Raw genomic sequence first — 21,204 nt, 5'->3', positions numbered from 1 at the left:
GAAGTCCACCTCTTACCGACCGACCGGGGGATCCCATGACCGACCCGAACAACCCGTCCGCGCCGCAGCCTCCGGCCTACCAGCCACCGGCGTACCCGACGTCATCCTCCGACGCCTCGTACGGCAACCCCAACGCACCGATCCCGGGCAAGACCCTCGGTATCGTCGCCTTCGTCCTGTCGTTCTTCGCGCAGCTCGTCGCCCTCGTCCTCGGCATCGTCGCGCTCGTCCAGAGCAAGAAGGCGGGGCACAAGAACGGGTTCGCGCTCGCCGCGATCATCATCAGCTCCGTGCTCATGGTCATCGGCGTCGTCGTGGCGATCGTGCTGTTCACCGTCTTCGGCAACATGGCGAACGAGATCTACCAGACCTGCGTCGTGGAAGGGGCCGACACCGTGACGGTCTGGGGTCAGACCCAGCCCTGCTCGTCCGCGCGGTACTGAGCCGACGCCAACACCGAAAGCCCCCGCGGATCCGATCCGCGGGGGCTTCCTCATGCCCGGCTCAGGACTCCCGGGCGCGATTGCGTCTTGATGCTCAAAGCGCTTAAACTCGACGACGGCGCAGAGGTTAAGCGCTTTGATCGCCGCGGCGGTCCCGCGATTCAAGGAGGAAGACGTGAAGTTCAAGACAGTGGCAGGTGGCATCGCCACCCTGGCCGCGGTGTCGCTCATCCTGACCGGCTGCGGCCGGGCGGACGAGTCGGCTGCCGGACCTGCTGAGGTCACCACGATCGACGACAGCCCGGCGACGGGCACGATCAGCGTGTGGGCGATGGGTGCCGAGGGCGAAGCGCTGCCCGCGTTCGTCGAGAAGTTCCAGGAAGCGAACCCGGACGTGAAGATCGACGTCACCGCCATTCCGTGGGACGCGGCGCACAACAAGTTCCAGACGGCGATCGCCGGCGGGAACACCCCCGATGTCGCCATGGTCGGCTCGACGTGGATGGCCGACTTCGGCGACGCGTTCGCCACCGTCCCGGCCGAGATCGCGACCGACGGCTTCTTCCCGGGTGCCCTCAGCACGACGGAGTTCGACGACCGCGCCGCCGGCGTGCCCTGGTACGTCGACACGCGGGTGCTCTACTACCGGACCGATCTCGCGCAGCAGGCGGGCTGGACGCAGGCTCCCACCACGTGGGACGAACTGCAGCAGCTCGCCGCCGACATGAAGGACAAGGCCGGCGCCGAGTACGGCATCCGGATGCCGGGCGGCAACGACTCGTTCCAGGGCGCGATGTGGATGCCGTGGTCTGCCGGTGCCGAGCTCACCGACGGTGACGCCTGGACGCTCGACACCCCCGAGATGACCACGGGGCTGGAGTACTACAAGAGCTTCTTCGACACGGGCCTCGCCGACGCGAACGCCGACATCTCGGCCGGAGCCACGGAGGCCGAGTTCGTGGCCGGGACCACCCCGATGGTCGTCGAGGGCCCGTTCCTGCGTGGTCAGCTCGAGCTGCTGGGCGGCCCCGACTTCGCCTCGAAGTACGCCACAGCGGTCCTGCCCGCCGACACCGGGTCGGTCTCGTTCAGCGGCGGCGCCAACCTCGTCGTGTTCAACCAGAGCAAGAACGCCGAATCGGCGTGGAAGCTCGTCCGTTGGCTCAGCGAGCCGGAGACCCAGGCGGCCTTCTACGAGACGACGGGTGACCTGCCCGCTCTCCAGGCGGCGTGGGACGCTCCTGCGCTGGCAGACGACGCGAGCCTGACGACCTTCGGCGAACAGCTCCAGACCGCCAAGGCTCCGCCCGTGACGACCAGCTGGGTGCAGGTCGCCGCGAAGGGCGACCAGGCCCTCGAGCAGCTGCGCCGCGGCGGCGCCGACGTTCCCGCGGTGCTGCAGAAGCTGCAGGCCGACGCCGACGCGATCGGACTCGAGTGACCTCGATGTCCACCACCACCCTCCCCGCGGCCGGAGTCGACTCCGGCCGCGGGGCCTCCCGCCCCGGCGGGCTGCACGCGAGGCAGCGCAAGCGCCAGGCCCTCATCGCCTGGGCGTTCTGCCTGCCCTTCGTCGCGGTCTTCGCCGTCTTCATGCTGTTCCCGATCGTCGGCTCGTTCGCGATGTCGTTCACCGACTTCACGGCGCGTGACATCACTTCGCCCTTCGCGGTGAACTTCGTCTGGTTCGACCAGTTCGCGACGCTCTTCGGCGACCCGCGCTTCCTCACCTCCCTCGGGGTCACCGCGATCTTCGTCGTGGTGGGCATCCCGGTCACGATGGTGCTGGCCCTGGCCCTCGCCCTGGCACTCAACAGCGGCGGCGGGCGCATCGTCGCGTTCTTCCGGGTCGGCTTCTACGCACCGGTGGTCACGAGCATCGTGGCGGTCGCGGTCGTCTGGCGGTACATCCTCCAGCCCGACGGCCTTCTCAACTCGGCCCTCGCCCTCGTCGGCATCGACGGTCCCAACTGGCTGAACGATCCCGCTTTCGCTCTGCCGTCGCTGATCATGATGGCGGTGTGGCGCAACGTCGGCACGCTCATGGTCATCTTCCTCGCGGGCCTGCAGGCCGTGCCTCAGGACGTCAACGAGGCCGCGACGATGGACGGCGCATCAGCCTGGCGGCGTCTGACCTCGGTCACCCTTCCGCTGCTGCGGCCGACGATCCTCCTCGGCGCGGTGCTCATCTCCGTCGGCTACCTGCAGTTCTTCGAGGAGGCGTTCGTCATGACCAAGGGCGGGCCGCTCGACTCCACCCTGTCGGTCGCGTACTACACCTTCCAGCAGTTCGGCTTCGGCGAATACGGCCTGGCGTCAGCCGCCAGCTACGTCCTGTTCCTGGCCATCGCGCTGCTGAGCCTGCTGCAGTTCCGGCTGCTCCGTTCGAAGGACTGACCCGATGACAACCATCCCCGCTCCCGTGGTGGACACCGTCACGCCACCGCCCGCTCCCCGGCGCCGCCGCCGTCGGTTCGGCCCGCGCGCGATCACCTACACCGTCCTGACGGTCGGACTCGCCCTCTGGCTCATCCCGTTCCTGTGGATGGTGCTGGGATCGGTCAAGACGCAGGGCGAGATCCTGCGCCGTCCGCCCACGTGGTTCCCGGAGAACCCGACGGGCGAGAACTTCGCGCAGTGGTTCGGGCCTTTGGACTTCGGCCACTTCTTCGCCAACAGCCTCATCGTCGCGGTCGTCACCGTCCTCGGCAACATCGTGTTCTGCTCGATGGTGGGCTATGCCCTGGCGAAGATGGAGTTCCCCGGCAAGAAGGCGCTCTTCGTCCTCGTCATGGTGACGCTCATGGTGCCGGGAGTCGTCACCTTCGTGCCCCTGTTCGTGATGGTCTCCTCGCTCGGGCTCGTCAACACCTATCCCGCGCTCATCCTGCCCTTCATCACCGCCCCCATCGGCGTGTTCCTCATGCGGCAGTTCATCATGGGCATTCCCGACGCGCTGCTCGAGGCGGCGCGCCTCGACGGGGCGGGGGAGTGGCGCATCTTCTCGCGCATCGTGATGCCGCTGTGCGGGCCGCCGCTCGCGACCCTCGGCATCCTGACGTTCCTCGCCTCATGGAACAACTTCCTGTGGCCCCTGGTGGCCGCCCAGACCGAGGAGATGTACACGCTCCCCGTGGCGCTGTCGCTCTACTCCACGGGGCAGAACGCGACCAACTACGGACTGCTCCTGGCCGGCTCGGTGCTCGTCATCGCGCCCATCATCGTGCTGTTCGTGTTCCTGCAGCGCTGGTTCATCCGGGGCGTTGCCACCACCGGCCTGAAGTGACCCTCGCGCGGACCTCCGCGTCGCCGCATCCGTCCCCCCACGATCGAAAGTCCCTCATGCGACCCGAATTCCACACCGCCCCCGACGGAACCCGCTTCCGCGACCTCAACGGCAACGGCATCCTCGACCCGTACGAGGACCCGCGCCTGACCCCCGAGGAACGCACCGACGATCTTCTCGGCCGGATGTCGCCGGCCGAGAAGATCGGCCTCATGTTCCAGACCGTCATCGAGATCGGCCCCGACGGCGAGCTCCTCGAGACGCCGGGGGCCATCTCGAAGTCGCCCACGACCGATGTCGTGGTCGGCAAGAACATGACGCATTTCAACGTGCACGCCATCCGGACCGCCCGCGAGGGCGCGCGCTGGAACAACAACCTCCAGCGTCTCGCCGAGCGCACGCCGCACGGCATCCCGGTCACGATCAGCACGGATCCGCGGCACGCCTTCGTCGAGAACACCGGGGTCGCCTTCTCGGCGGGACCGTTCTCGCAGTGGCCCGAGCCGCTGGGTCTCGCCGCTCTCGACGACCTCGAGGTCATCGAGCAGTTCGCCGACGTCGCCCGACGCGAGTACTGCGCGGTCGGCATCCGAGCCGCGCTGCATCCGCAGATCGACCTGCCCACGGAGGCGCGATGGGGGCGGCAGGCGCAGACCTTCGGCTTCGATGCCGAACGGGTCTCGCAGATCACCGCCGCCTACCTCCGGGGCTTCCAGGGCGACGAGCTCGGTACCGAGAGCGTCGCCTGCACGACGAAGCACTTCCCGGGCGGCGGGCCTCAGCTCGACGGCGAGGACGCGCACTTCCCGTACGGCCGCGAGCAGGTGTACCCGGGCGGCATGTTCGACTACCACCTCGAGCCCTTCCGCGAGGCGATCCGGCGCGGCACGGCCGGCATGATGCCGTACTACGGCATGCCTGTCGGACTCGAGCGGAACGGGGTGCCGATCGCCGAGGTGGGGTTCGCCTACAACCGTCAGATCGTGACGGACCTCCTGCGCGACGAGCTCGGCTACGACGGCGTCGTCGTCACGGACTGGGAGCTCGTCAACGACAATCACGTCGGCGATCAGGTGCTGCCGGCGCGGGCGTGGGGCGTCGAGGACCTCGACCCCACCGAGCGGATGCTGCGGCTGCTGGATGCCGGTGTCGACCAGTTCGGCGGCGAGGAGTGCACGGAGCTGCTGGTCGACCTCGTCGAGTCCGGCACCGTGCCCCTCGAGCGCATCGACGTGTCCGCCCGCCGCATCCTGCTCGTGAAGTTCCGGCTGGGCCTCTTCGACGACCCGTACGTCGACGAGGACGCGGCCGAGCGCATCGTCGGCAACGCCGATTTCCGCGAGCTCGGGACCCGTGCGCAGGCGGAGTCGCTGACCGTCCTGCAGAATCGCGACGACGTGCTGCCCATCCGCTCGGAGCCCCGGCCGAGGATCTACGCCGAGAACGTCGGCGACAGCGCACTCGCCGCGTACGGCGACCGCGTCGAGCGGCCCGAGGATGCCGACGTCGCGATCGTCCGTGTCGGAGCGCCCTTCGAGCCCCGCGACGACCTGTTCCTCGAGAAGTGGTTCCACCAGGGCTCTCTCGACTTCGGGCCCGGGCTCGTGTCGCGGTTGGGCCGTGTCGCCGCCCACGCCCCGCTGGTGCTGGTCGTCGGTCTCGACAGGCCCGCCGTGCTCACCCCCTTCGTCCCCATCGCCTCGGCGATCGTCGCCGACTACGGCAGCTCGGACGCCGCGGTGCTCGCCGCTCTCACCGGCGCCGTGCCGCCGCGGGGAACGCTGCCGGTCGAGATCCCGCGATCGATGGAGGCCGTGCGCCGCTCCCGGACCGACGTCCCGGGCGACACGGACGAGCCGATCTTCCCGCGGGGGACCGGGCTGTCGATCGTGCCGGCGTGAGGCGCGTCGGTAGACTCCCCGGGGAATCGAGGTAGTCATGGTGGTCGGACGGCCCACGGTGTACGACGTCGCGGAACGGGCCGGGGTGTCGATCGCGACGGTCTCCTTCGCGTTCCGGCGCCCCGACAAGGTGCGCACCGAGACGCGTGACACGGTGCTGCGTGTCGCGCGCGAGCTCGGATACGTCCCGAGCGGATCGGCCCGGAACCTCGCACGCGGCCGCACCGGTGTGCTCGGGCTGCACCTGTTCGACCTGCTGGTCGAATCGGCGCCGCCCGTCGAGACGGGGCTGTCCGCGGGCGCGCCGTCCGCCGGGCCGACGCCGCCACCCGGGCTCACCGATCTCGCCGAGCTCGACCTCGACGTCGACCTGATCGCCTGGGACGCCGACGAGGACGTCCGCCGGAGTGCTCCGCGCACCTTCCCGCTCTACGTCGACGAGATCCAGCGCGGCTTCGTGCTCGAGTGCAAACGGGCCGGCACCGCGGTGCTGCTCAGCACCGGGGGCCTGGGAGCATCCGAGATCGCCGACACGGCGGGCCAGGTCGACGGCCTCGCGATCCTCCCGGGGCCGACGGTGACGGCATCCCTCGGCTCGGTGTCGTCGACGCTTCCGGTCGCCGTGCTCAGCTCGCCGCTCGGCGACGCGCACCACGTCCTCGCCGACAACGCGGGTGGGGAGCGGATGCTCGTCGAGCATTTCGTCGAGGTCCACGGCGTCTCCACCTTCGGGTGGATCGACGCGCCCGCGGGCTTCGACACCGACGAGCGCCGCGCTGCCTTCTTCGAGGCCGTCGCGGCCCATCCCGGCGCGAGCGCGGAGATCATCGACACCGTCGAGCTCGAGCGCGCGCCGGTTTTCCCGGGGCTCAGCTCACGGGCGCACGCGGGCACGCTGCCCGACGCGGTCCTGTGCGCGACCGATCAGATCGCGCTCGCTGCGCTCGATGTGCTGCACGCCCGCGGCGTGCAGGTGCCGCACGACGTCCGGCTCGCGGGCTTCGACGGCATCCAGGCGGCGGGGATGTCGTCGCCCCCGCTCACCACCGTGCGTCAGCCGATGGAACTCATGGGGCGCATCGCCGCCCACCTGCTGCTGAACGATCCGGGCGACGGGTCAGCGCGCCGAAGCGTGCGCGTCGAGGTGGGACTCCGGGTCGGCGGGAGCTGCGGGTGCGCGGTCAGTCCGTGATGCGGCAGTGCGTCCGCAGCTCGCCGATCCCGTCGATCCCGACGGTCACGACGGAGCGGTCGCGCAGGAAGATCTGCGGGTCGCGCGAGTAGCCTGCTCCGCCCGGGCTGCCGGTCGAGATGAGCGTGCCGGGCAGCAGCGTCGCCGCGGTCGAGAGGTGCGCGACGAGCGTGGCCACCGATCGAATCATCTGCCCCGTCGAGGCGTCCTGCACCGTCTGTCCGTCGACGACCGCCCAGATGTGCAGGTCCTGCGGGTCGGCGATCTCATCGGCGGTCACCACGTACGGCCCCGTCGGGGTGAACCCGTCGAACGACTTGCAGCGCGACCACTGCGCCTCGGAGAACTGGATGTCGCGCGCGGTGATGTCGTTGACCACGGTGTAGCCCCAGACGTGGTCGAGGGCGGCGTCGGCGGTGACATCCTTCGCCGCCGTTCCGATGATGACGCCGAGCTCGGCCTCGTAGTCGACGGACTCGCTGAGGCTCCGCGGCCACGACGTGATGGCCTCGTGAGCGGTGAGCGAGTTCGGCCACAGGGTGAAGACGGTGGGTGCGGTGTCGGCCTTCAGGCCCAGCTCGCTCGAGTGCGCCGCGTAGTTCAGGCCGACGGCGAGGACGATCGGCGGGGCCAGGACGGCCGACGCGAACGCCGAACCGTCGATGCCGTGCCACGCGACGTCGTCGCCCGTCGAGGCATCGGCGACGCGGGCGAGCCCGTCGTCACCGAGCTCGATGAGCTGCTGCAGACGCTCGGGTGCGCCGGCGAACAGGTCGCCGACGAAGGTGGCCCGGTCGTCGTCGACGAGCACGAGGCGGGGATCGTCGGCCCCCGCGGTCATCACGTGGGCAAAGCGCATACTGTCAGGCTACCCGGCTCGCGACTCGGTCGCGGCGCGGGCTGCTCATCATCGGGCGGAGCCCGCTCGCGCCCTAGGGTGGGGGCGTGTCGTTCCCGTCGCCCCTGTCGCAGCCGCAGCCCGGTCATCCCGGTCCCATCCCGGCCGCACCGACGTCGCCGCCCGTCGTGCCGGTGCGGGCACGCCCCGGGGGATGGGCCGCCCTCTGGGTGGGCGCCGTCCTCGTGCTGCTGCTGCTCGGACTCGTCGCCTACCTGGTCTCCTTTCTGGGGTGGTTCGCGGCGATCGTGGGTGCGGTGCTGGCCCTGCTTCCGCTGCTCGGCGTGCTCTGGGCCGTCCGCATCGTCGATCGTTGGGAGCCCGAGCCGCCGCGGCTGCTGTGGCTCGCCCTCGGGTGGGGAGCCGTCGCCTCGGTGGTCATCGCGCTGGGCGTCGACCTGCTGGTGACGATCGTGGCCGGTCCCGCGCGCGACCCGCTCGCGCAGGCGATGGGGAGTGTCGTGCAGGCGCCGATCGTGGAGGAGATCGCGAAGGGGCTCGGCGTCCTCCTCATGCTCCGCATCGGCCGCCGGTACTTCGACGGCCCCGTCGACGGCGTGGTCTACGGCGCGATGATCGGTGCCGGCTTCGCCTTCACCGAGAACATCCTCTACTTCGCCGACAGCCTGATCACCGGCGGTATCGCGCAGGTGTCGGTGACCTTCGTGCTGCGCGGCATCCTCTCGCCCTTCGCGCACGTCATGTTCACCGCCGCCACGGGGTTCGCGGTCGGACTCGCGGTGCGCCGCGGCGCGCGCGGCAGCGCCGTCTTCGGGCCGTGGGCGACCGGTCTCGCCGTCGCGATCCTGCTGCACGCGCTCTGGAACGGTTCGGCCGCGTTCGCCGACTTCTTCGCTCTCTACGTCACGCTGCAGGTGCCCCTGTTCATCGGATTCGTGCTCGGTGTCCTGCTGCTGCGACGCGAGGAGGCGCGGCTCACGCGGGAGCGCCTCCACGACTACGCGGCAGCGGGATGGTTCACCCCCGTCGAGGTCGACCTCCTCGCCACCGGGGGAGGCCGGCGGCGCGCGCTGGCCTGGGCGCGGACCCTCCCCGGTGACCGCAGCGAGACGATGCGCGCCTTCATCGCCGAGGCCACGCGTCTGGCTGCGGCGCGGCAGCGGGCGCTGACCGGCCGTGACGATCGGGCCCTCGCCGACGAGCGCGAGCATCTCGCCCGGGCCACGCGCCTGCGCCAGACGCTGTTGCGCCCGTGACGCGGGACCGGGACGGCGCCGCCCGGTGAAAGACTCAGCGCCCGGTGCTGCGGCGATGCCTGCATGTCTCCCGGGCGCTGAGTTGGCCTGCCCTCATGATCCTCCCGCCGCCGCGCCGCGTCAAGAGGCGCGCTCGGACGGGCCCCGCGTTGCACCGGCCCGCGCCCTCGGGTTGGATGGACATCATGACTGACGACCGCACCAAGCCCGAGATCGACGCCCCCGAGGGTCCCGCGCCCGATGACCTCGTCGTTCGCGACCTGATCGTCGGCGACGGCGCCGAGGCCAAGCCCGGCGACACCGTCACCGTCCACTACGTCGGCGTCGAGTACACCTCCGGCGAGGAGTTCGACTCGTCGTGGAACCGCGGTGAGAGCATCCAGTTCCCGCTGCGCGGACTCATCCAGGGCTGGCAGGACGGCATCCCGGGCATGAAGGTCGGCGGACGCCGCGAGCTCGTGATCCCGCCGCACCTGGCGTACGGCCCCGCCGGCGGCCACTTCCTCGGCGGCAAGACCCTGATCTTCATCATCGACCTGCTCGCGGTCGGCTGAGCGGGCGAATACCTCTCGACGGGCGGATGCTGCGCGACGCGGCATCCGCCCGTCGCCGTTCGGCCACCGAAAATTTACATTCGCGGGAATAGGCTGTGCGAGGGTCGCGTTGCCGCCCCTGTACGCCGGACCCCTCCCGGACACCTACGACGAAGGACGATCATGACCACGACCACCGACATCCCCGGTTACAAGGCTGGCACCTGGGTGCTCGACGCCTCCCACAGCGAGGTGGGCTTCAGCGTCCGCCACATGATGATCTCGAAGGTGCGCGGCACCTTCGCCGTCGCCGAGGCGACCATCGTCGCCCCCGAGAACCCGCTCGAGCTGACGCTCGACGCCAAGGTCGACGTCGCCTCGATCAACACCAAGGACGAGGGGCGTGACAACCACCTCCGCAGCGCCGACTTCTTCGACGTCGAGAAGTACCCGAACATCACGTTCGTCTCGACCGGTGTGCGTCAGCAGGGCGGCGACTTCCTCGTCGACGGCGACCTCACCATCAAGGACGTCACCAAGCCGGTGACCTTCGAGGTCGAGTTCGGTGGCTTCGGCACCGACCCGTGGGGCAACTACAAGGCCGGCGCGACGGCGAAGACCGTCATCAACCGCGAGGAGTTCGGCCTCACTTGGAACGCCGCGCTCGAGACCGGCGGCGTGCTCGTCGGCAAGGACGTCACGATCGAGCTCGACCTGCAGGGCTCCATCCAGGCCTGATCGCCCGGATACCCACGAGGGGCGGATGCCGCGGCATACGCCCCTCGTCGTGTCATCGGCCCCGGTTCGGCCGGCTCAGGGCGTCGGGTGTGCCGCATCGTAGGAGCGGAACGCGGGGGCCAGGCGCACGAGCAGCGCCACCAGCCCGACGATGATGAACCCGCCGAGCAGCGGCGGGAACCACAGCGCCGTGACCGTCGCGAGGGTGCCGGCGTACAGCGCGCCCAGACGCGGACCGCCCGCCACGACGACGATGAACAGGCCCTGCAGGCGGCCCCGGATCGCGTCGGGGACGGCGGCCTGCACCATCGTGTTCCGGTAGATCGAGCTGACGTTGTCGGCAGCGCCCGACCCGGCCAGGGCGATCGCCGCGAGGGCGATGAGCGCGACGTTCGCGGAGTCCTCGCCCACGTTTCCGGGGGAGAGCACGCCCAGCGAGCCCGCGAGCAGGACGCCGCCGAACAGGGCGATCGTGATGCCGTAGGCGATGATCGCCCGCTCGATTCCGCGCCCGTGCATCGGGTAGCGCGCGATCGGTCCCGAGAACAGGCTCGAGAAGAACGCTCCGACGGCGATGGCGGCCGTCAGCAGGCCCGTGGTGATCGCGCCGCCACCGAGGAGGACGGCCCCGATGGCCGGGAAGAGCGCGGTGGGCTGCCCGAAGGTCATCGCGATGATGTCGAGGATGAACTGCAGCCGGATGTTCTTCGCCCGCTTGATGAATCGCCAGCCGTCGGCGAGCGAGCGCAGCCCCGGGCGCACGACGGCGCCCTCCGGGCGAATGCTGGGCAACGACCAGAGGCCGAGGAAGAGGGCGCTCATCAGCACGAGGTCGATCGTGTAGGTCCAGCCGTAGCCGGTGAAGGCCACGAGCAGCCCGGCCGCGGCCGGCCCGACCGAGACCATGATGCCCATCGTGATGCCCCCGAGCGCCGAGGCTGCGGGCAGCAGCTCGCGGGGGATCAGCCGCGGCACGATCGCCTGCCGTGCCGCCATGACGACCGAATTGGCCGCGGAGTTCACGACCGCGATGGCGTACAGCCACGCGACCGTCTCGCCACCGCTCCAGGTCAGGACCATCAGGACGGCCGTCGAGGCGAACGTCACGGATGCCGCGATGAGGGCGACCCGCCGCCGGTCGAACGCGTCGGCGAGCATGCCCCCGTAGAGGCCGGCGATGATCATCGGCACGAGCCCGGCGACAGCGATCATCGCGACGGCGAACGTCGACGCCGTCAGGTCGTACATGTGGAGCATGATCGCGACGATCGTCAGTTGCCCCCCGAGACCCGCGAGGGTCGAGCCGACCCACATGCGCGCGAAGGCGGGGGAGGTGGTCAACGGCCGCAGATCGATGAGGTGATCCCGACGCAGGCGCATCAGACGAGCCTAGATGACTGGTACAGTAGAGCGGTTGCCGTTCGATCGGCCGCGGATAAAGAGAGCTCGCACATCGGGTGACGGGCGCCGCGCAATGAGAAGGAAGGGGATCCCATCTATGGCACTCGAAGCAGACGTCAAGAAGGCGATCATCGAAGAGTACGCGACGCACCCCGGTGACACCGGATCCCCCGAGGTGCAGGTCGCGCTCATGTCGCAGCGCATCAAGGACCTCACCGAGCACCTCAAGACCCACAAGCACGACCACCACTCGCGCCGTGGGCTCTTCCTGCTCGTCGGTCAGCGCCGTCGACTGCTCGGCTACCTCCAGGAGCTCGACATCCAGCGTTACCGTACGCTGATCGAGCGCCTCGGTCTCCGCCGCTAAGGAGAGCGACTCCGCGCACAATCGCGCAAAACATTCTTGCGAAGGCCGTCCCAGGTGTGGGGCGGCCTTCGGCTTTTCCCGAGCCGGCGTCGCGAGAACGTACCTTCACCGCGAGAACGTACGCCATCTGGTACGTCGTCGCGGAGACGGTGCGTGCTCAGCGGCGGGTGTTCGGCGGGGTGTGCTCAGCGGCGGGCCGCGGCGAGCAGGTCGGCGTGCCAGCGCTCGGCGACGTCGGGGTGGGCCCGCAGGCGCGACTTCAGTGCGTTCTCGCCGTGGACCCCGTGAATGGGGTTGCTCGGGTCCTTCGTGACGCCCTTCGCCTCGGCGGCGAGCTCTGCGGGCAGCTCGATGAGCGGGAATCGGGCGTCGAGGGCGGGGTTGAAGAAGAACGGCACCGAGATGCGGTCGTCGGGGTACCGCGGCGACACGACGCGGTGGTTCGTCGCGATGAGATAGCCGTCGGTCGCGTACTCGAGCAGTTCGCCGATGTTGACGACGAAGGCTCCCGGCACCGGTGGAGCGTCGACCCATTCGCCGTCGCGCTGCACCTGCAGCCCGCCCTTGCCGGGCTCGACCCACAGCAGCGTCAGGGCGCCCGAGTCCTTGTGCGCCCCGACGCCCTGCTGCGGTGTCGGGTCGTCCTTGCCGGGGTAGCGGACGATCTTCAGCAGCGTCTGGGGTTCGCCGAAGTGGTCGTCGAAGTACGTCGAGGGCGCGCCGAGCGCTTCGGCCCAGGCGCGGAGCAGGCGCCGCGCGACCTCCGAGAGGTGGGCGACCCACGCATCGGCGACCTCACGCAGCTCGGGCTGCGCCGCGGGCCAGAGGTTCGGCCCGATGAGGCGCGCGTAGTCGGGGGCCTCGGGATCGGTCACCGCGGGCCGCTCGGGGCCGATGTCGATCTGCTCGCGCCAGTCGACCCGGCCCTGGGTGAGCTCGCCGCCCACGCGCGTGTAGCCGCGGAAGTGCGGGCTGTTGACGTTCTCGATCGCGAGCTTGTCGTCCTCGGGCAGGGCGAAGAACTCCCGCGCGACGCGGTGCAGGCGGTCCTCGAGCCCCTCGGGGATGCCGGTGCCGGTGAGGTAGAAGAAGCCGACGTCGTGCGTCGCGGCGCGCAGCTCGTCGCGGAAGCGGGCGATGTGGTCGGCGTCGCCGTCGAGCTGCGAGAAGTCGAGAACGGGGAGGGAGAGCTCGCTCATGCAGCGAGGTTACGAGCCGTCTGCGGCATCCGCTCGATTGTTGCGCGGGATGACCGCGCCGGGCTCTCGCGGACGACGCGAGCCCGTCGGATCGTTGCGCCGGCCCTCGCGTCCGGCGAGCTCCGGGTCGCGGAACAGCCATGCGGGGCGCGGCTCGACGAGCCGTCGGAACACGCGTCGCACCGGCGCTGTGGCGAGTCCGAGCGCGATGAGAACCGACGCGACGACGACGAGCGGCAGCCATACCCACGTCGGCTCGGCATCGCGCAGCACGCCCGATTCCCGGAACGGGTACAGCACGAACGAGTGCAGCAGGTAGACGTACATCGTGTACTGCCCGAGGCGGGTCCAGCGGTGCGAGCCGCGGGGGATGAGGGCGAAGAAGGATGCCGTGAGGGCCAGCGCCACGAGGACGAGGGCGATCCGCACCGCTCCCGCCCACCACTCGGAGCTGCCCGCGTCGGAGTAGCTCGCGTCGTAGAACATCCACTTGCCGAGGTTGATGTCGCGCCACGTGCCGATGAAGGCCCACGCCGCCCAGCCGGCGAGCCCGAGCGTCGCGATGGCCGCCGTCACGGTCGCGGCATTGCGTCGCAGCAGGTCGAACCTGTCGACCACGTCGCGGTCGCGCAGCCACCAGCCCAGGACGAAGAAGGGCAGGAAGCCGAGGGTGCGCGACAGCGACAGGGTCGAGTCGATGTTGGGGAGGTAGCCCGAGACGATCGAGATCGCGACGGCCCACAGCAGCGGCCACCGCAGGAGCGCGAGGTAGGGCAGCACGAGGCGGAAGATGCCCAGTGCCAGCAGGAACCACAGCGTCCACGAGGGCTGCGTCGGGTTGGGGTTCGCGTGTCCTTCGACGAGGAACTTCGTGAGCGTCCACAGGCCCTCGAAGATCGCGTACGGCACGATGATGTCGGTGATGACGCGGGCCATCTGTCGCCGCGACGGCGGATCGGACTTCGAGAAGTAGCCCGAGATGATCGCGAACGCGGGCATGTGGAACGCGTAGATCACGAGGTACATCGCCATCGCGATGTCGGAGTCGTACGTCAGGCGCTGGACGGCGTGTCCCAGCACCACCAGCACGATGCAGGCGAAGCGGGCGTTGTCCCAGAAGGGCACGCGCCGCTTCGGGCGCGTTCCGGTCGTGCCGGTGGCGGGATGCGTCATCGTGGATGAAACACTATCCCGCGGGAATAGTCCGAGCGCGACGGCGTTGCATGGTTTATATTCATTTGCATGAAACGGATGCCGCGGCATCCGGGAAGGCGGACCGACGTGAACACGCACACGAGCGAACACACCGGCTGGTCGGGGATGCAGTTCGGCATCTTCTCCGTAAGCGACATCACGGCAGACCCGACGACCGGCCACACCCCGAGCGAGGCGGAGAAGATCCGCGCAGCCGTGACCATCGCCAAGCACGCCGAGGAGGTCGGGCTCGACGTCTACGCGATCGGAGAGCACCACAACCCGCCGTTCTGGTCGTCCTCGCCCACCACGACGCTCGCCTACATCGCGGCGCAGACCGAGCGCCTCATCCTCTCCACCGCCACGACGCTCATCACGACGAACGACCCGGTGAAGATCGCCGAGGACTACGCGATGCTGCAGCACCTGTCCGGCGGCCGCGTCGACCTCATCATGGGCCGTGGCAACACCGGCCCGGTGTACCCGTGGTTCGGCAAGGACATCCGTCAGGGTCTGCCGCTCGCGATCGAGAACTACGCCCTGCTGCACAAGCTGTGGCGGGAGGACGTCGTCGACTGGGAGGGCAAGTTCCGCACGCCGCTGCAGGGCTTCACCTCGACGCCCCGCCCGCTCGACGGCGTCGCGCCGTTCGTCTGGCACGGCTCGATCCGCACCCCCGAGATCGCCGAGCAGGCCGCCTACTACGGCGACGGCTTCTTCGCGAACAACATCTTCTGGCCCAAGGAGCACTACCAGCGCCTGATCGACCTGTACCGTCAGCGCTTCGCTCACTACGGCCACGGCACGCCCGAGCAGGCGATCGTCGGTCTCGGCGGCCAGGTTTTCATGAGCGCCAACTCGCAGGATGCCGTCCGGCAGTTCCGTCCGTACTTCGACAACGCGCCCGTCTACGGCCACGGCCCCTCGCTCGAGGACTTCAGCGAGATGACCCCGCTGACGGTGGGATCGCCGCAGCAGGTCATCGACCGATACGCCGCCATGCGCGAGACGTTCGGCGACTACCAGCGTCAGCTGTTCCTCATCGACCACGCGGGGCTGCCGCTGAAGACGGTCCTCGAGCAGCTCGACATCCTGGGCGGCGAGGTCGTGCCCGTGCTGCGCAAGGAGCTCGCGCAGGGCCGCGGCGCCGCGGTGCCCGACGCCCCGACGCACGCTGCGCGCGTCCGTGAGGTGTACGGTGACGGCCCCGCTCGCGAGGCGCGGCCCCGCGCCAACCGCGGCGACAACCTCAGCGGCCCTTCGCCCTACCAGGACGCCCCGGCGCCCGCAGGTTCGGCCTTCGGCGTGGCGGCGGCACGATGAGCGCGCGCCGGATCGCCGTCGTGTCGGCGGGGCTGTCGAACCCGTCGTCGACGCGGATGCTGGCCGATCGGCTGGCGACCGCCACGATCGCGGAGCTCGCGGCATCCGACATCACCGCGACCGCCGACGTCATCGAGCTGCGCGATCTCGCGCACGACATCACCAACAACCTCCTGACCGGCTTCGCGCCGCCCGCGCTCGAGTCGGCGATCAACTCGGTCGTCTCGGCCGACGCGCTCATCGCCGTGACGCCGATCTTCTCGACGAGCTACTCGGGACTGTTCAAGTCGTTCATCGACGTACTCGATCCCGACTCGCTCACCGGGAAGCCGGTGCTCATCGGGGCCAACGCGGGTACGGCACGGCACTCGCTGGCGATCGACTACGCCATCCGCCCGCTGTTCGCCTACCTGCACGCGGCCCCGGTCTCGACCGGCGTGTTCGCGGCATCGAGCGACTGGGGGAGCAAGGCCGACGAGGTCGCTCCGCTGAGCGCCAGGGTCGAGCGCGGGGCGCGTGAGCTGGCGGCGGCCGTCGTGGCACGCACGCCCGTCACCGACGCGGATCCGTTCGACCCGGCCTCGTACCTGGGCGAGGGCAAGTCGTTCGGTCATCTGCTGGGCGGTCTCGCGGGGGAGTGACTCGCTCGCGGCGCCGCGCGACGGCGGCCGTGATCAGATCGATCACGACGCCCAGCGCGAGCGCCGCGACGACCGACAGGACGACCGCGAGAAGCGGAGCATCGGGAAGAAGCGCGCCGATCGCCGCTCCGATGATGCTCTGATAGGCGGCCCAGGTCGTGGCCGCGACCGCGGCGACGGTGAGGAAGCGCGCGGCAGACACGCGCGTCGCGCCCGCGGTGAGGTTGACCGCGAGGCGCGCGAAGGGGATGAAGCGGGCGGTGAAGACGACCGTCGCCGTTCCCCGCTGCAGCCGAGCCCCCGCCCACGCGAACGCGCGCTGCACGCGCGGATGCCGCATCCACCGCCAGCGGCGGAGGCCGATCCGACGCCCCACGGCGTAGCAGAGCGCATCCCCGCAGAACGCCGCCGCCGCGGCGACACCGACGACGGCCGCCACGGGGGGATCGCCGGTCGACGCCGCGAGTGCTCCCGCCGCCGTCACCGCGATCTCCCCGGGAACGACGACCAGCACCGAGTCGAGCAGGACGAGCACGAAGACCGCGACGAGGAGCCACGGCCCGCCGGAGATCGCGTTCAGCAGGTCGGCCAGCACGTGGCATCTCTATCAGCCGGGGATGAACGGTGCGGGAACGGCGACGGTCAGGCATCCGCGAGGTGACCGGCCGCCGAGGAACGCGTGAACAGTGCGCGATACCTGCCGCATCCGCGCGCGCCGAGGCGTCACGGGCGACACCCTGGTCTCGTGAGAGTCGCGGTGGTCACCGAGTCCTTCCTCCCCCACATGAACGGGGTGACCGGTTCTGTGCTGCGGGTGCTCGAGCATCTCGAGCGTCGCGGGCATGAAGCCTTCGTCGTCGCGCCGGGCGCGGGCCGCCGGCATCCGCTCGCTGTTCCGGGCCGGTCGGTCAGGTCGATCCCGATGCCCCGCTATCCGGCGGTGCGCGTCGCCGCTCCGCCGGTGGCATCGGTCACCCGCGCCCTGCGTTCGTTCCGACCCGACATCGTGCACCTGGCTTCGCCGTTCCTCCTCGGGTGGCAGGGGCTGCTCGCAGCCGACGGTCTCGGTGTGCCGAGCGTCGCCGTCTACCAGACCGACGTCATCGCCTACACCGAGCGCTACGGCCTGCCGCACGCCACCGCGCTCACGGCGGCACACGTGCGGCGACTGCATCGCCGCGCGACGCTGACGCTCGCTCCCGCCGATGCGGCGCGACGCCAGCTCGTCGGCCTCGGGGTGGATCGTGTGGCGATCTGGGGCCGCGGGGTCGACGGCATCCGCTTCGCACCGCATCGGCGCGACGAAGCGTGGCGGGCCCGGACCGTGCCGGGGGCGACGAGCGGCGAGGTCGTGGTCGGCTACGTCGGGCGGCTCGCACCCGAGAAGCAGATCGAGGACCTCGCCGCGCTGAGCTCGCTGCCCGGAGTGCGACTGGTCATCGTGGGCGACGGTCCGTCGCGGGCGGGGCTCGAGCGCCTGCTGCCTGATGCCGTGTTCCTCGGGCATCTGCAGGGTGATGAGCTGGCGACGGCGATGGCGAGCTTCGACGTGTTCGTGCACCCGGGTGAGAGCGAGACGTTCGGACAGACCATCCAGGAGGCGCAGGCGAGCGGTGTGCCGGTCGTCGCGACCGGACGCGGGGGACCCCTGGATCTCGTCCGCAGCAGTGTCGACGGGTGGCTCTACCGGCCCGGTGACCCCGACGACCTCCGCAGCCGGGTCGCCGACCTGGCGGGTGACGCCGCCAAACGGCGAGCGTTCGGTGCCGCCGCGCGGGAGGCCGTCGCCGCGCGGACCTGGGAGAGCCTCGGCGACGCCCTGCTCGGCCACTACGAGCGTGCGGGTGAGCTGCATGCGCTCGACCGCGCGCGGCGCGCGCGGGTGTGGCCGCGAGCCGAGCTGCCCGCCGCCGCAGACGGACCACCGCTCTGGCGGCGCTACGTCGCGCTGGGCGATTCGATCACGGAGGGGCTCTGCGACACCTCTCGAATGCCCGCGGGCATGCACCGGGGCTGGGCCGACCGCCTCGCGCAGCTGCTCGCCTCGGCGGCGCCGCGCGTCGGCGGGGGAACGGGCGCCTTCCAGTACGCGAACCTCGCCGTGCGCAGCAGACGGGTGCGTCACCTCGTCGACGAGCAGGTGCCGGCGTGTCTGGCGCTGCGACCCGACCTCGTCTCGGTGCTCATCGGAGCCAATGATCTCGTGCAGGCACGGGTCGACGTCGCGAGCGTCGCAGACGAGGTCGAGATCGCCGTCCGGCGGTTGCGGGAGTCCGGCGCCGACGTGCTGCTCGCCACCGTGTTCCTTCCCGGCCGGGCCGCCGCGGGCATCTTCGCCCGCCGGTTCGCCGCCTACAACGCGCGGTTGCGGACGATCGCAGCGACGACGGGCGCGATCCTGGTCGATCTCGAGGCGGTGCCGGAGCTCGCCCGCCTGGAACTGTGGGCCGACGACAAGGTGCACCTGCGCTCGCGCGGGCACCGGCTCGTGGCTTATCGCGCCGCGGAAGCGCTCGGGGTGCCCCATGCCGAGGCGCTGGCCGGTCTCGACGAGGCCTTCCACCTCGATGACGACCCGGTTGTGCCCGGGACATGGCTGCGGCGCGATGCTCTGCCGTGGGTGTGGCGGCGCCTGCGCGGCCGTACCGCCGGCGACGGTGTCGCCCCCAAGCTCCCCGCCTACGTGCGCATCGGCCCCATGGACTCGCGCCGCTCGCCCTCCCCGCAGCAGTAGCCCGCGCCGCCCCGCCCCGACGAGCGCGTACCGTTCCCGCGACAACGCACCTTCGCCGGTACGCGCTCACGGCAAGGGTGCGTTCTCGGCGGAGCGGGAGGGGGTCACGCGCGCCAGCGGTACTCGGCCTCGGGACGGCCGGGGGTGCCGTAGCGCTGAGCGCGCTCGGCGCGGCCGGCGTCGGCGAGGTGTTCGAGGTATCGACGAGCGGCGACCCGCGACATCCCGAGCGCCTCCGCAGCCTCGCGGGCCGACAGGGCGCCCGCCTCGCGGAGCCGGTTCGACACGCGCTCGAGCGTCTCGGGGGCCAGGCCCTTGGGGATCGGCGCGGTGACCGGTCGCAGCGCTCCAAGCAGTGCGTCGATCTCGGCCTGGGTCGCTGCGCCCGTGGTCTCGCTCGCGCGTGCGCGGAATCGCGCGTACTGCGACATCCGTTCCTGGAAGTCGGCGAAGGTGAACGGCTTCACGAGGTACTGCACCGCGCCGAGGCCGACGACCTGGCGCACCACGTCCGCATCGCGCACGGAGGTGATCGCGATGACGTCGACATCGCGCGCTCGTGCTCGCAGATGACGGAGGACATCGAGTCCTGAGCCGTCCGGCATCGTCATGTCCAGCAGCACGAGGTCGATCTCGTCGGCGGTGGGACTGTCGAGGAGTGCCCGCAGCGCCGCGCGCGCCCCGCTGCATTCGGCCACGACACCGAACCCGTCGAGCCGGTCGATGTAGTGACGGTGCAGGTCGAGGGTGAGGGCTTCGTCGTCGACGAGCAGCACGCCGATCATGCTTGCCTCCTCGGCAGGATGACGCGGAACGTCGTCGGGTCGTGGTCGAGGGCGAGGGTACCGCCGGCGTCGTCGACGATCGCCGCGACGAGGGCGAGGCCTACACCGCGACCCTCGGCGGCGGCGGGCTTGGTCGAGAAGCCGTGCTCGAAGATCCGGCGCCGAAGCTCGGAAGGAACGCCGGTTCCCGAGTCGGAGACGGCGATCTCGAGCTCGTCCTCCTCGGTGCGCGTCATCCTGATCTCCACCCAGCGCGGTTCGGGTCCGGCGGCGGCGGCGTCGAGCGCATTGTCGATGAGATTACCGACGACCGAGACGGCGTCGACCGGCGAGAGCACCGAGCGAGGCGCGTCGGGTTCGATGCGGGAGCGCCACCGGATGCCGCGTTCCTTGGCCTGCGAGGCCTTGCCGAGCAGCAGCGCCCCGACGGTCGGGTCGCCGTCGCGGCGGGCGGCGACCTCGTCGACCAGGACCTGGCTCTGGCGCGAGGTCTCGGCGAGGATCTCGATCGCTTCGGGGGTGCGACCCAGCTCGAGCAGGGCGATGGCGGTGTGCATGCGGTTGCCGTGCTCATGAGTCTGCGCCCGCAGGGCTTCGCCGAGGGTGCGGAGCGACTCGAACGACGAGACGGCGTCGCGGATGGCGCCGGCGGGCAGGTCTCCGGTGACCTGCCGCGTCGCCCGACGTGCGACGACGGCTCCGACGAGACCGGCTGCGAGAAGCGCGGCCGCGATGCCGATGACGACGAGGATGCGAGGCCCCAGAGTCGCCGCGATGCTGCCGATCGTCACGCCGACCGAGACCCACCCGACGACGGAGCCGTCGCTCTCCACGGGCACGATCGTGCGGATCGAGGGGCCGAGGGTGCCCGTGAACTCCTCGGTGAGGGCCCGGGGTGCGGTGGGGATGGAGCCGAGATAGCGCTCGCCGATCCGCTCGGGGTCGCGATGCGTGATCCGGATGCCGCCGGGATCCATGATCGTGACGAAGTCGACGCGCGCATCGACGATGACCTGCTCGACCTGGGGCTGCAGTGCTGCGGACGCGAGGTCGCGGTCGCCGGTGGCGAGGAGGTCGGCGACCTGCGCCGAGTCGGCGACGGTCTGCGCGACGGCCTGGGTGACGCGCTCCGCCTCGGACCGCGCGGACCGCTGCCCGTCGGCGATGAGGATGCCGGCGATGGCCAGGGTGAGGACGGCCACGGCCACGGCGATCGCCACGAACACCAGCGAGGCGGCGCTGCGGGTACGCGTCGTCATGCCGCTCTCGCTCTCGTCGTCATCGTCGGGTGCGCCCGGGTCGCGGGCCGCGACCAATACGACCATAAATCGGCGTGCGAGCGGAACAGTCCG

At 70.6% G+C, this 21,204-nt stretch carries 20 protein-coding genes; 13 read left to right on the top strand and 7 right to left on the bottom strand.

Annotated features, from left to right (window positions below):
• Positions 1 to 35: 35 nt before the first annotated feature.
• The 6 genes from MTS1_RS04565 (at position 36) to MTS1_RS04540 (ending at position 6,822) form a co-directional block, all read left to right on the top strand.
• Positions 36 to 443 (top strand): DUF4190 domain-containing protein, encoded by a 408-nt coding sequence (locus MTS1_RS04565; RefSeq protein WP_023951837.1) that lies wholly within the window; start codon positions 36 to 38, stop codon positions 441 to 443.
• A 175-nt stretch (positions 444 to 618) separates the two neighbouring features.
• Positions 619 to 1,884, top strand: a complete 1,266-nt coding sequence (locus tag MTS1_RS04560; RefSeq protein WP_023951836.1) for an extracellular solute-binding protein — start codon at positions 619 to 621, stop codon at positions 1,882 to 1,884.
• A gap of 5 nt (positions 1,885 to 1,889) precedes the next feature.
• Positions 1,890 to 2,840 (top strand): carbohydrate ABC transporter permease, encoded by a 951-nt coding sequence (locus MTS1_RS04555; RefSeq protein ID WP_036305017.1) that lies wholly within the window; start codon positions 1,890 to 1,892, stop codon positions 2,838 to 2,840.
• Positions 2,841 to 2,844: 4 nt separating this feature from the next.
• Complete coding sequence (locus MTS1_RS04550) at positions 2,845 to 3,729, top strand: carbohydrate ABC transporter permease (protein ID WP_023951834.1); 885 nt, start codon at positions 2,845 to 2,847, stop codon at positions 3,727 to 3,729.
• Positions 3,730 to 3,785: 56 nt separating this feature from the next.
• Positions 3,786 to 5,630, top strand: coding sequence for a glycoside hydrolase family 3 protein (locus tag MTS1_RS04545; RefSeq protein WP_023951833.1), 1,845 nt, complete (start codon positions 3,786 to 3,788; stop codon positions 5,628 to 5,630).
• Between the two features lie 37 nt (positions 5,631 to 5,667).
• Positions 5,668 to 6,822, top strand: coding sequence for a LacI family DNA-binding transcriptional regulator (locus MTS1_RS04540; protein WP_023951832.1), 1,155 nt, complete (start codon positions 5,668 to 5,670; stop codon positions 6,820 to 6,822).
• Here MTS1_RS04540 and MTS1_RS04535 read toward each other — a convergent pair.
• Entirely contained in the window at positions 6,812 to 7,681 is an 870-nt protein-coding gene (locus tag MTS1_RS04535; RefSeq protein WP_023951829.1) for a fumarylacetoacetate hydrolase family protein, read from the bottom strand. The two genes, MTS1_RS04540 and MTS1_RS04535, sit on opposite strands and share 11 nt — an antisense overlap.
• Positions 7,682 to 7,767: 86 nt before the next feature.
• On the opposite strand from MTS1_RS04535, the gene MTS1_RS04530 reads away from it, so the two are divergent.
• The 3 genes from MTS1_RS04530 (at position 7,768) to MTS1_RS04520 (ending at position 10,208) form a co-directional block, all read left to right on the top strand.
• Entirely contained in the window at positions 7,768 to 8,937 is a 1,170-nt protein-coding gene (locus MTS1_RS04530; protein WP_023951828.1) for a PrsW family intramembrane metalloprotease, read from the top strand.
• A gap of 185 nt (positions 8,938 to 9,122) precedes the next feature.
• The gene (locus tag MTS1_RS04525; RefSeq protein WP_023951826.1) at positions 9,123 to 9,491 is read left to right on the top strand and encodes an FKBP-type peptidyl-prolyl cis-trans isomerase; all 369 of its coding nucleotides are present in this window, start codon (positions 9,123 to 9,125) and stop codon (positions 9,489 to 9,491) included.
• A gap of 162 nt (positions 9,492 to 9,653) precedes the next feature.
• A complete protein-coding gene (locus MTS1_RS04520) occupies positions 9,654 to 10,208 on the top strand; it encodes a YceI family protein (RefSeq protein ID WP_023951824.1) in 555 nt (184 codons plus the stop codon).
• A 75-nt stretch (positions 10,209 to 10,283) separates the two neighbouring features.
• Here the strand turns inward: MTS1_RS04520 and MTS1_RS04515 are convergent, their stop codons facing one another.
• Positions 10,284 to 11,588 carry an MFS transporter gene (locus MTS1_RS04515; protein WP_023951822.1) on the bottom strand — a complete coding sequence of 435 codons (1,305 nt, stop codon included), beginning with the start codon at positions 11,586 to 11,588 and terminating at the stop codon, positions 10,284 to 10,286.
• A 118-nt stretch (positions 11,589 to 11,706) separates the two neighbouring features.
• Between MTS1_RS04515 and rpsO the strand changes: the two genes are divergently transcribed.
• Positions 11,707 to 11,976 (top strand): 30S ribosomal protein S15, encoded by a 270-nt coding sequence (gene rpsO / locus MTS1_RS04510; RefSeq protein WP_023951820.1) that lies wholly within the window; start codon positions 11,707 to 11,709, stop codon positions 11,974 to 11,976.
• 185 nt (positions 11,977 to 12,161) lie between these two features.
• Here the strand turns inward: rpsO and MTS1_RS04505 are convergent, their stop codons facing one another.
• Complete coding sequence (locus tag MTS1_RS04505; RefSeq protein WP_023951818.1) at positions 12,162 to 13,175, bottom strand: isopenicillin N synthase family oxygenase; 1,014 nt, start codon at positions 13,173 to 13,175, stop codon at positions 12,162 to 12,164.
• A 9-nt stretch (positions 13,176 to 13,184) separates the two neighbouring features.
• Positions 13,185 to 14,348 (bottom strand): acyltransferase family protein, encoded by a 1,164-nt coding sequence (locus tag MTS1_RS04500; RefSeq protein WP_023951817.1) that lies wholly within the window; start codon positions 14,346 to 14,348, stop codon positions 13,185 to 13,187.
• Between the two features lie 147 nt (positions 14,349 to 14,495).
• On the opposite strand from MTS1_RS04500, the gene MTS1_RS04495 reads away from it, so the two are divergent.
• A complete protein-coding gene (locus MTS1_RS04495) occupies positions 14,496 to 15,692 on the top strand; it encodes an LLM class flavin-dependent oxidoreductase (protein ID WP_036305013.1) in 1,197 nt (398 codons plus the stop codon).
• Entirely contained in the window at positions 15,689 to 16,333 is a 645-nt protein-coding gene (locus MTS1_RS04490; RefSeq protein WP_023951815.1) for a CE1759 family FMN reductase, read from the top strand. The genes MTS1_RS04495 and MTS1_RS04490 overlap by 4 nt, the downstream gene beginning before the upstream one ends.
• Here MTS1_RS04490 and MTS1_RS04485 read toward each other — a convergent pair.
• The gene (locus MTS1_RS04485) at positions 16,245 to 16,928 is read right to left on the bottom strand and encodes a DedA family protein (RefSeq protein ID WP_023951814.1); all 684 of its coding nucleotides are present in this window, start codon (positions 16,926 to 16,928) and stop codon (positions 16,245 to 16,247) included. The two genes, MTS1_RS04490 and MTS1_RS04485, sit on opposite strands and share 89 nt — an antisense overlap.
• A gap of 150 nt (positions 16,929 to 17,078) precedes the next feature.
• On the opposite strand from MTS1_RS04485, the gene MTS1_RS04480 reads away from it, so the two are divergent.
• Positions 17,079 to 19,067: a GDSL-type esterase/lipase family protein gene (locus MTS1_RS04480; protein WP_036304636.1), complete on the top strand. Its 1,989-nt coding sequence runs from the start codon at positions 17,079 to 17,081 to the stop codon at positions 19,065 to 19,067.
• Between the two features lie 104 nt (positions 19,068 to 19,171).
• Here the strand turns inward: MTS1_RS04480 and MTS1_RS04475 are convergent, their stop codons facing one another.
• Entirely contained in the window at positions 19,172 to 19,852 is a 681-nt protein-coding gene (locus tag MTS1_RS04475; protein WP_023951812.1) for a response regulator, read from the bottom strand.
• On the bottom strand, positions 19,849 to 21,177 hold the full coding sequence (locus MTS1_RS04470) for an ATP-binding protein (RefSeq protein ID WP_023951810.1): 1,329 nt from the start codon (positions 21,175 to 21,177) through the stop codon (positions 19,849 to 19,851). Before MTS1_RS04470 ends, MTS1_RS04475 begins: the two co-directional genes overlap by 4 nt.
• Positions 21,178 to 21,204 lie beyond the last annotated feature (27 nt).

Source organism: Microbacterium sp. TS-1, from assembly GCF_000509385.1.
Taxonomy (GTDB): domain Bacteria; phylum Actinomycetota; class Actinomycetes; order Actinomycetales; family Microbacteriaceae; genus Microbacterium; species Microbacterium arborescens.
This window is presented reverse-complemented; position numbering and strand designations above follow the sequence as displayed.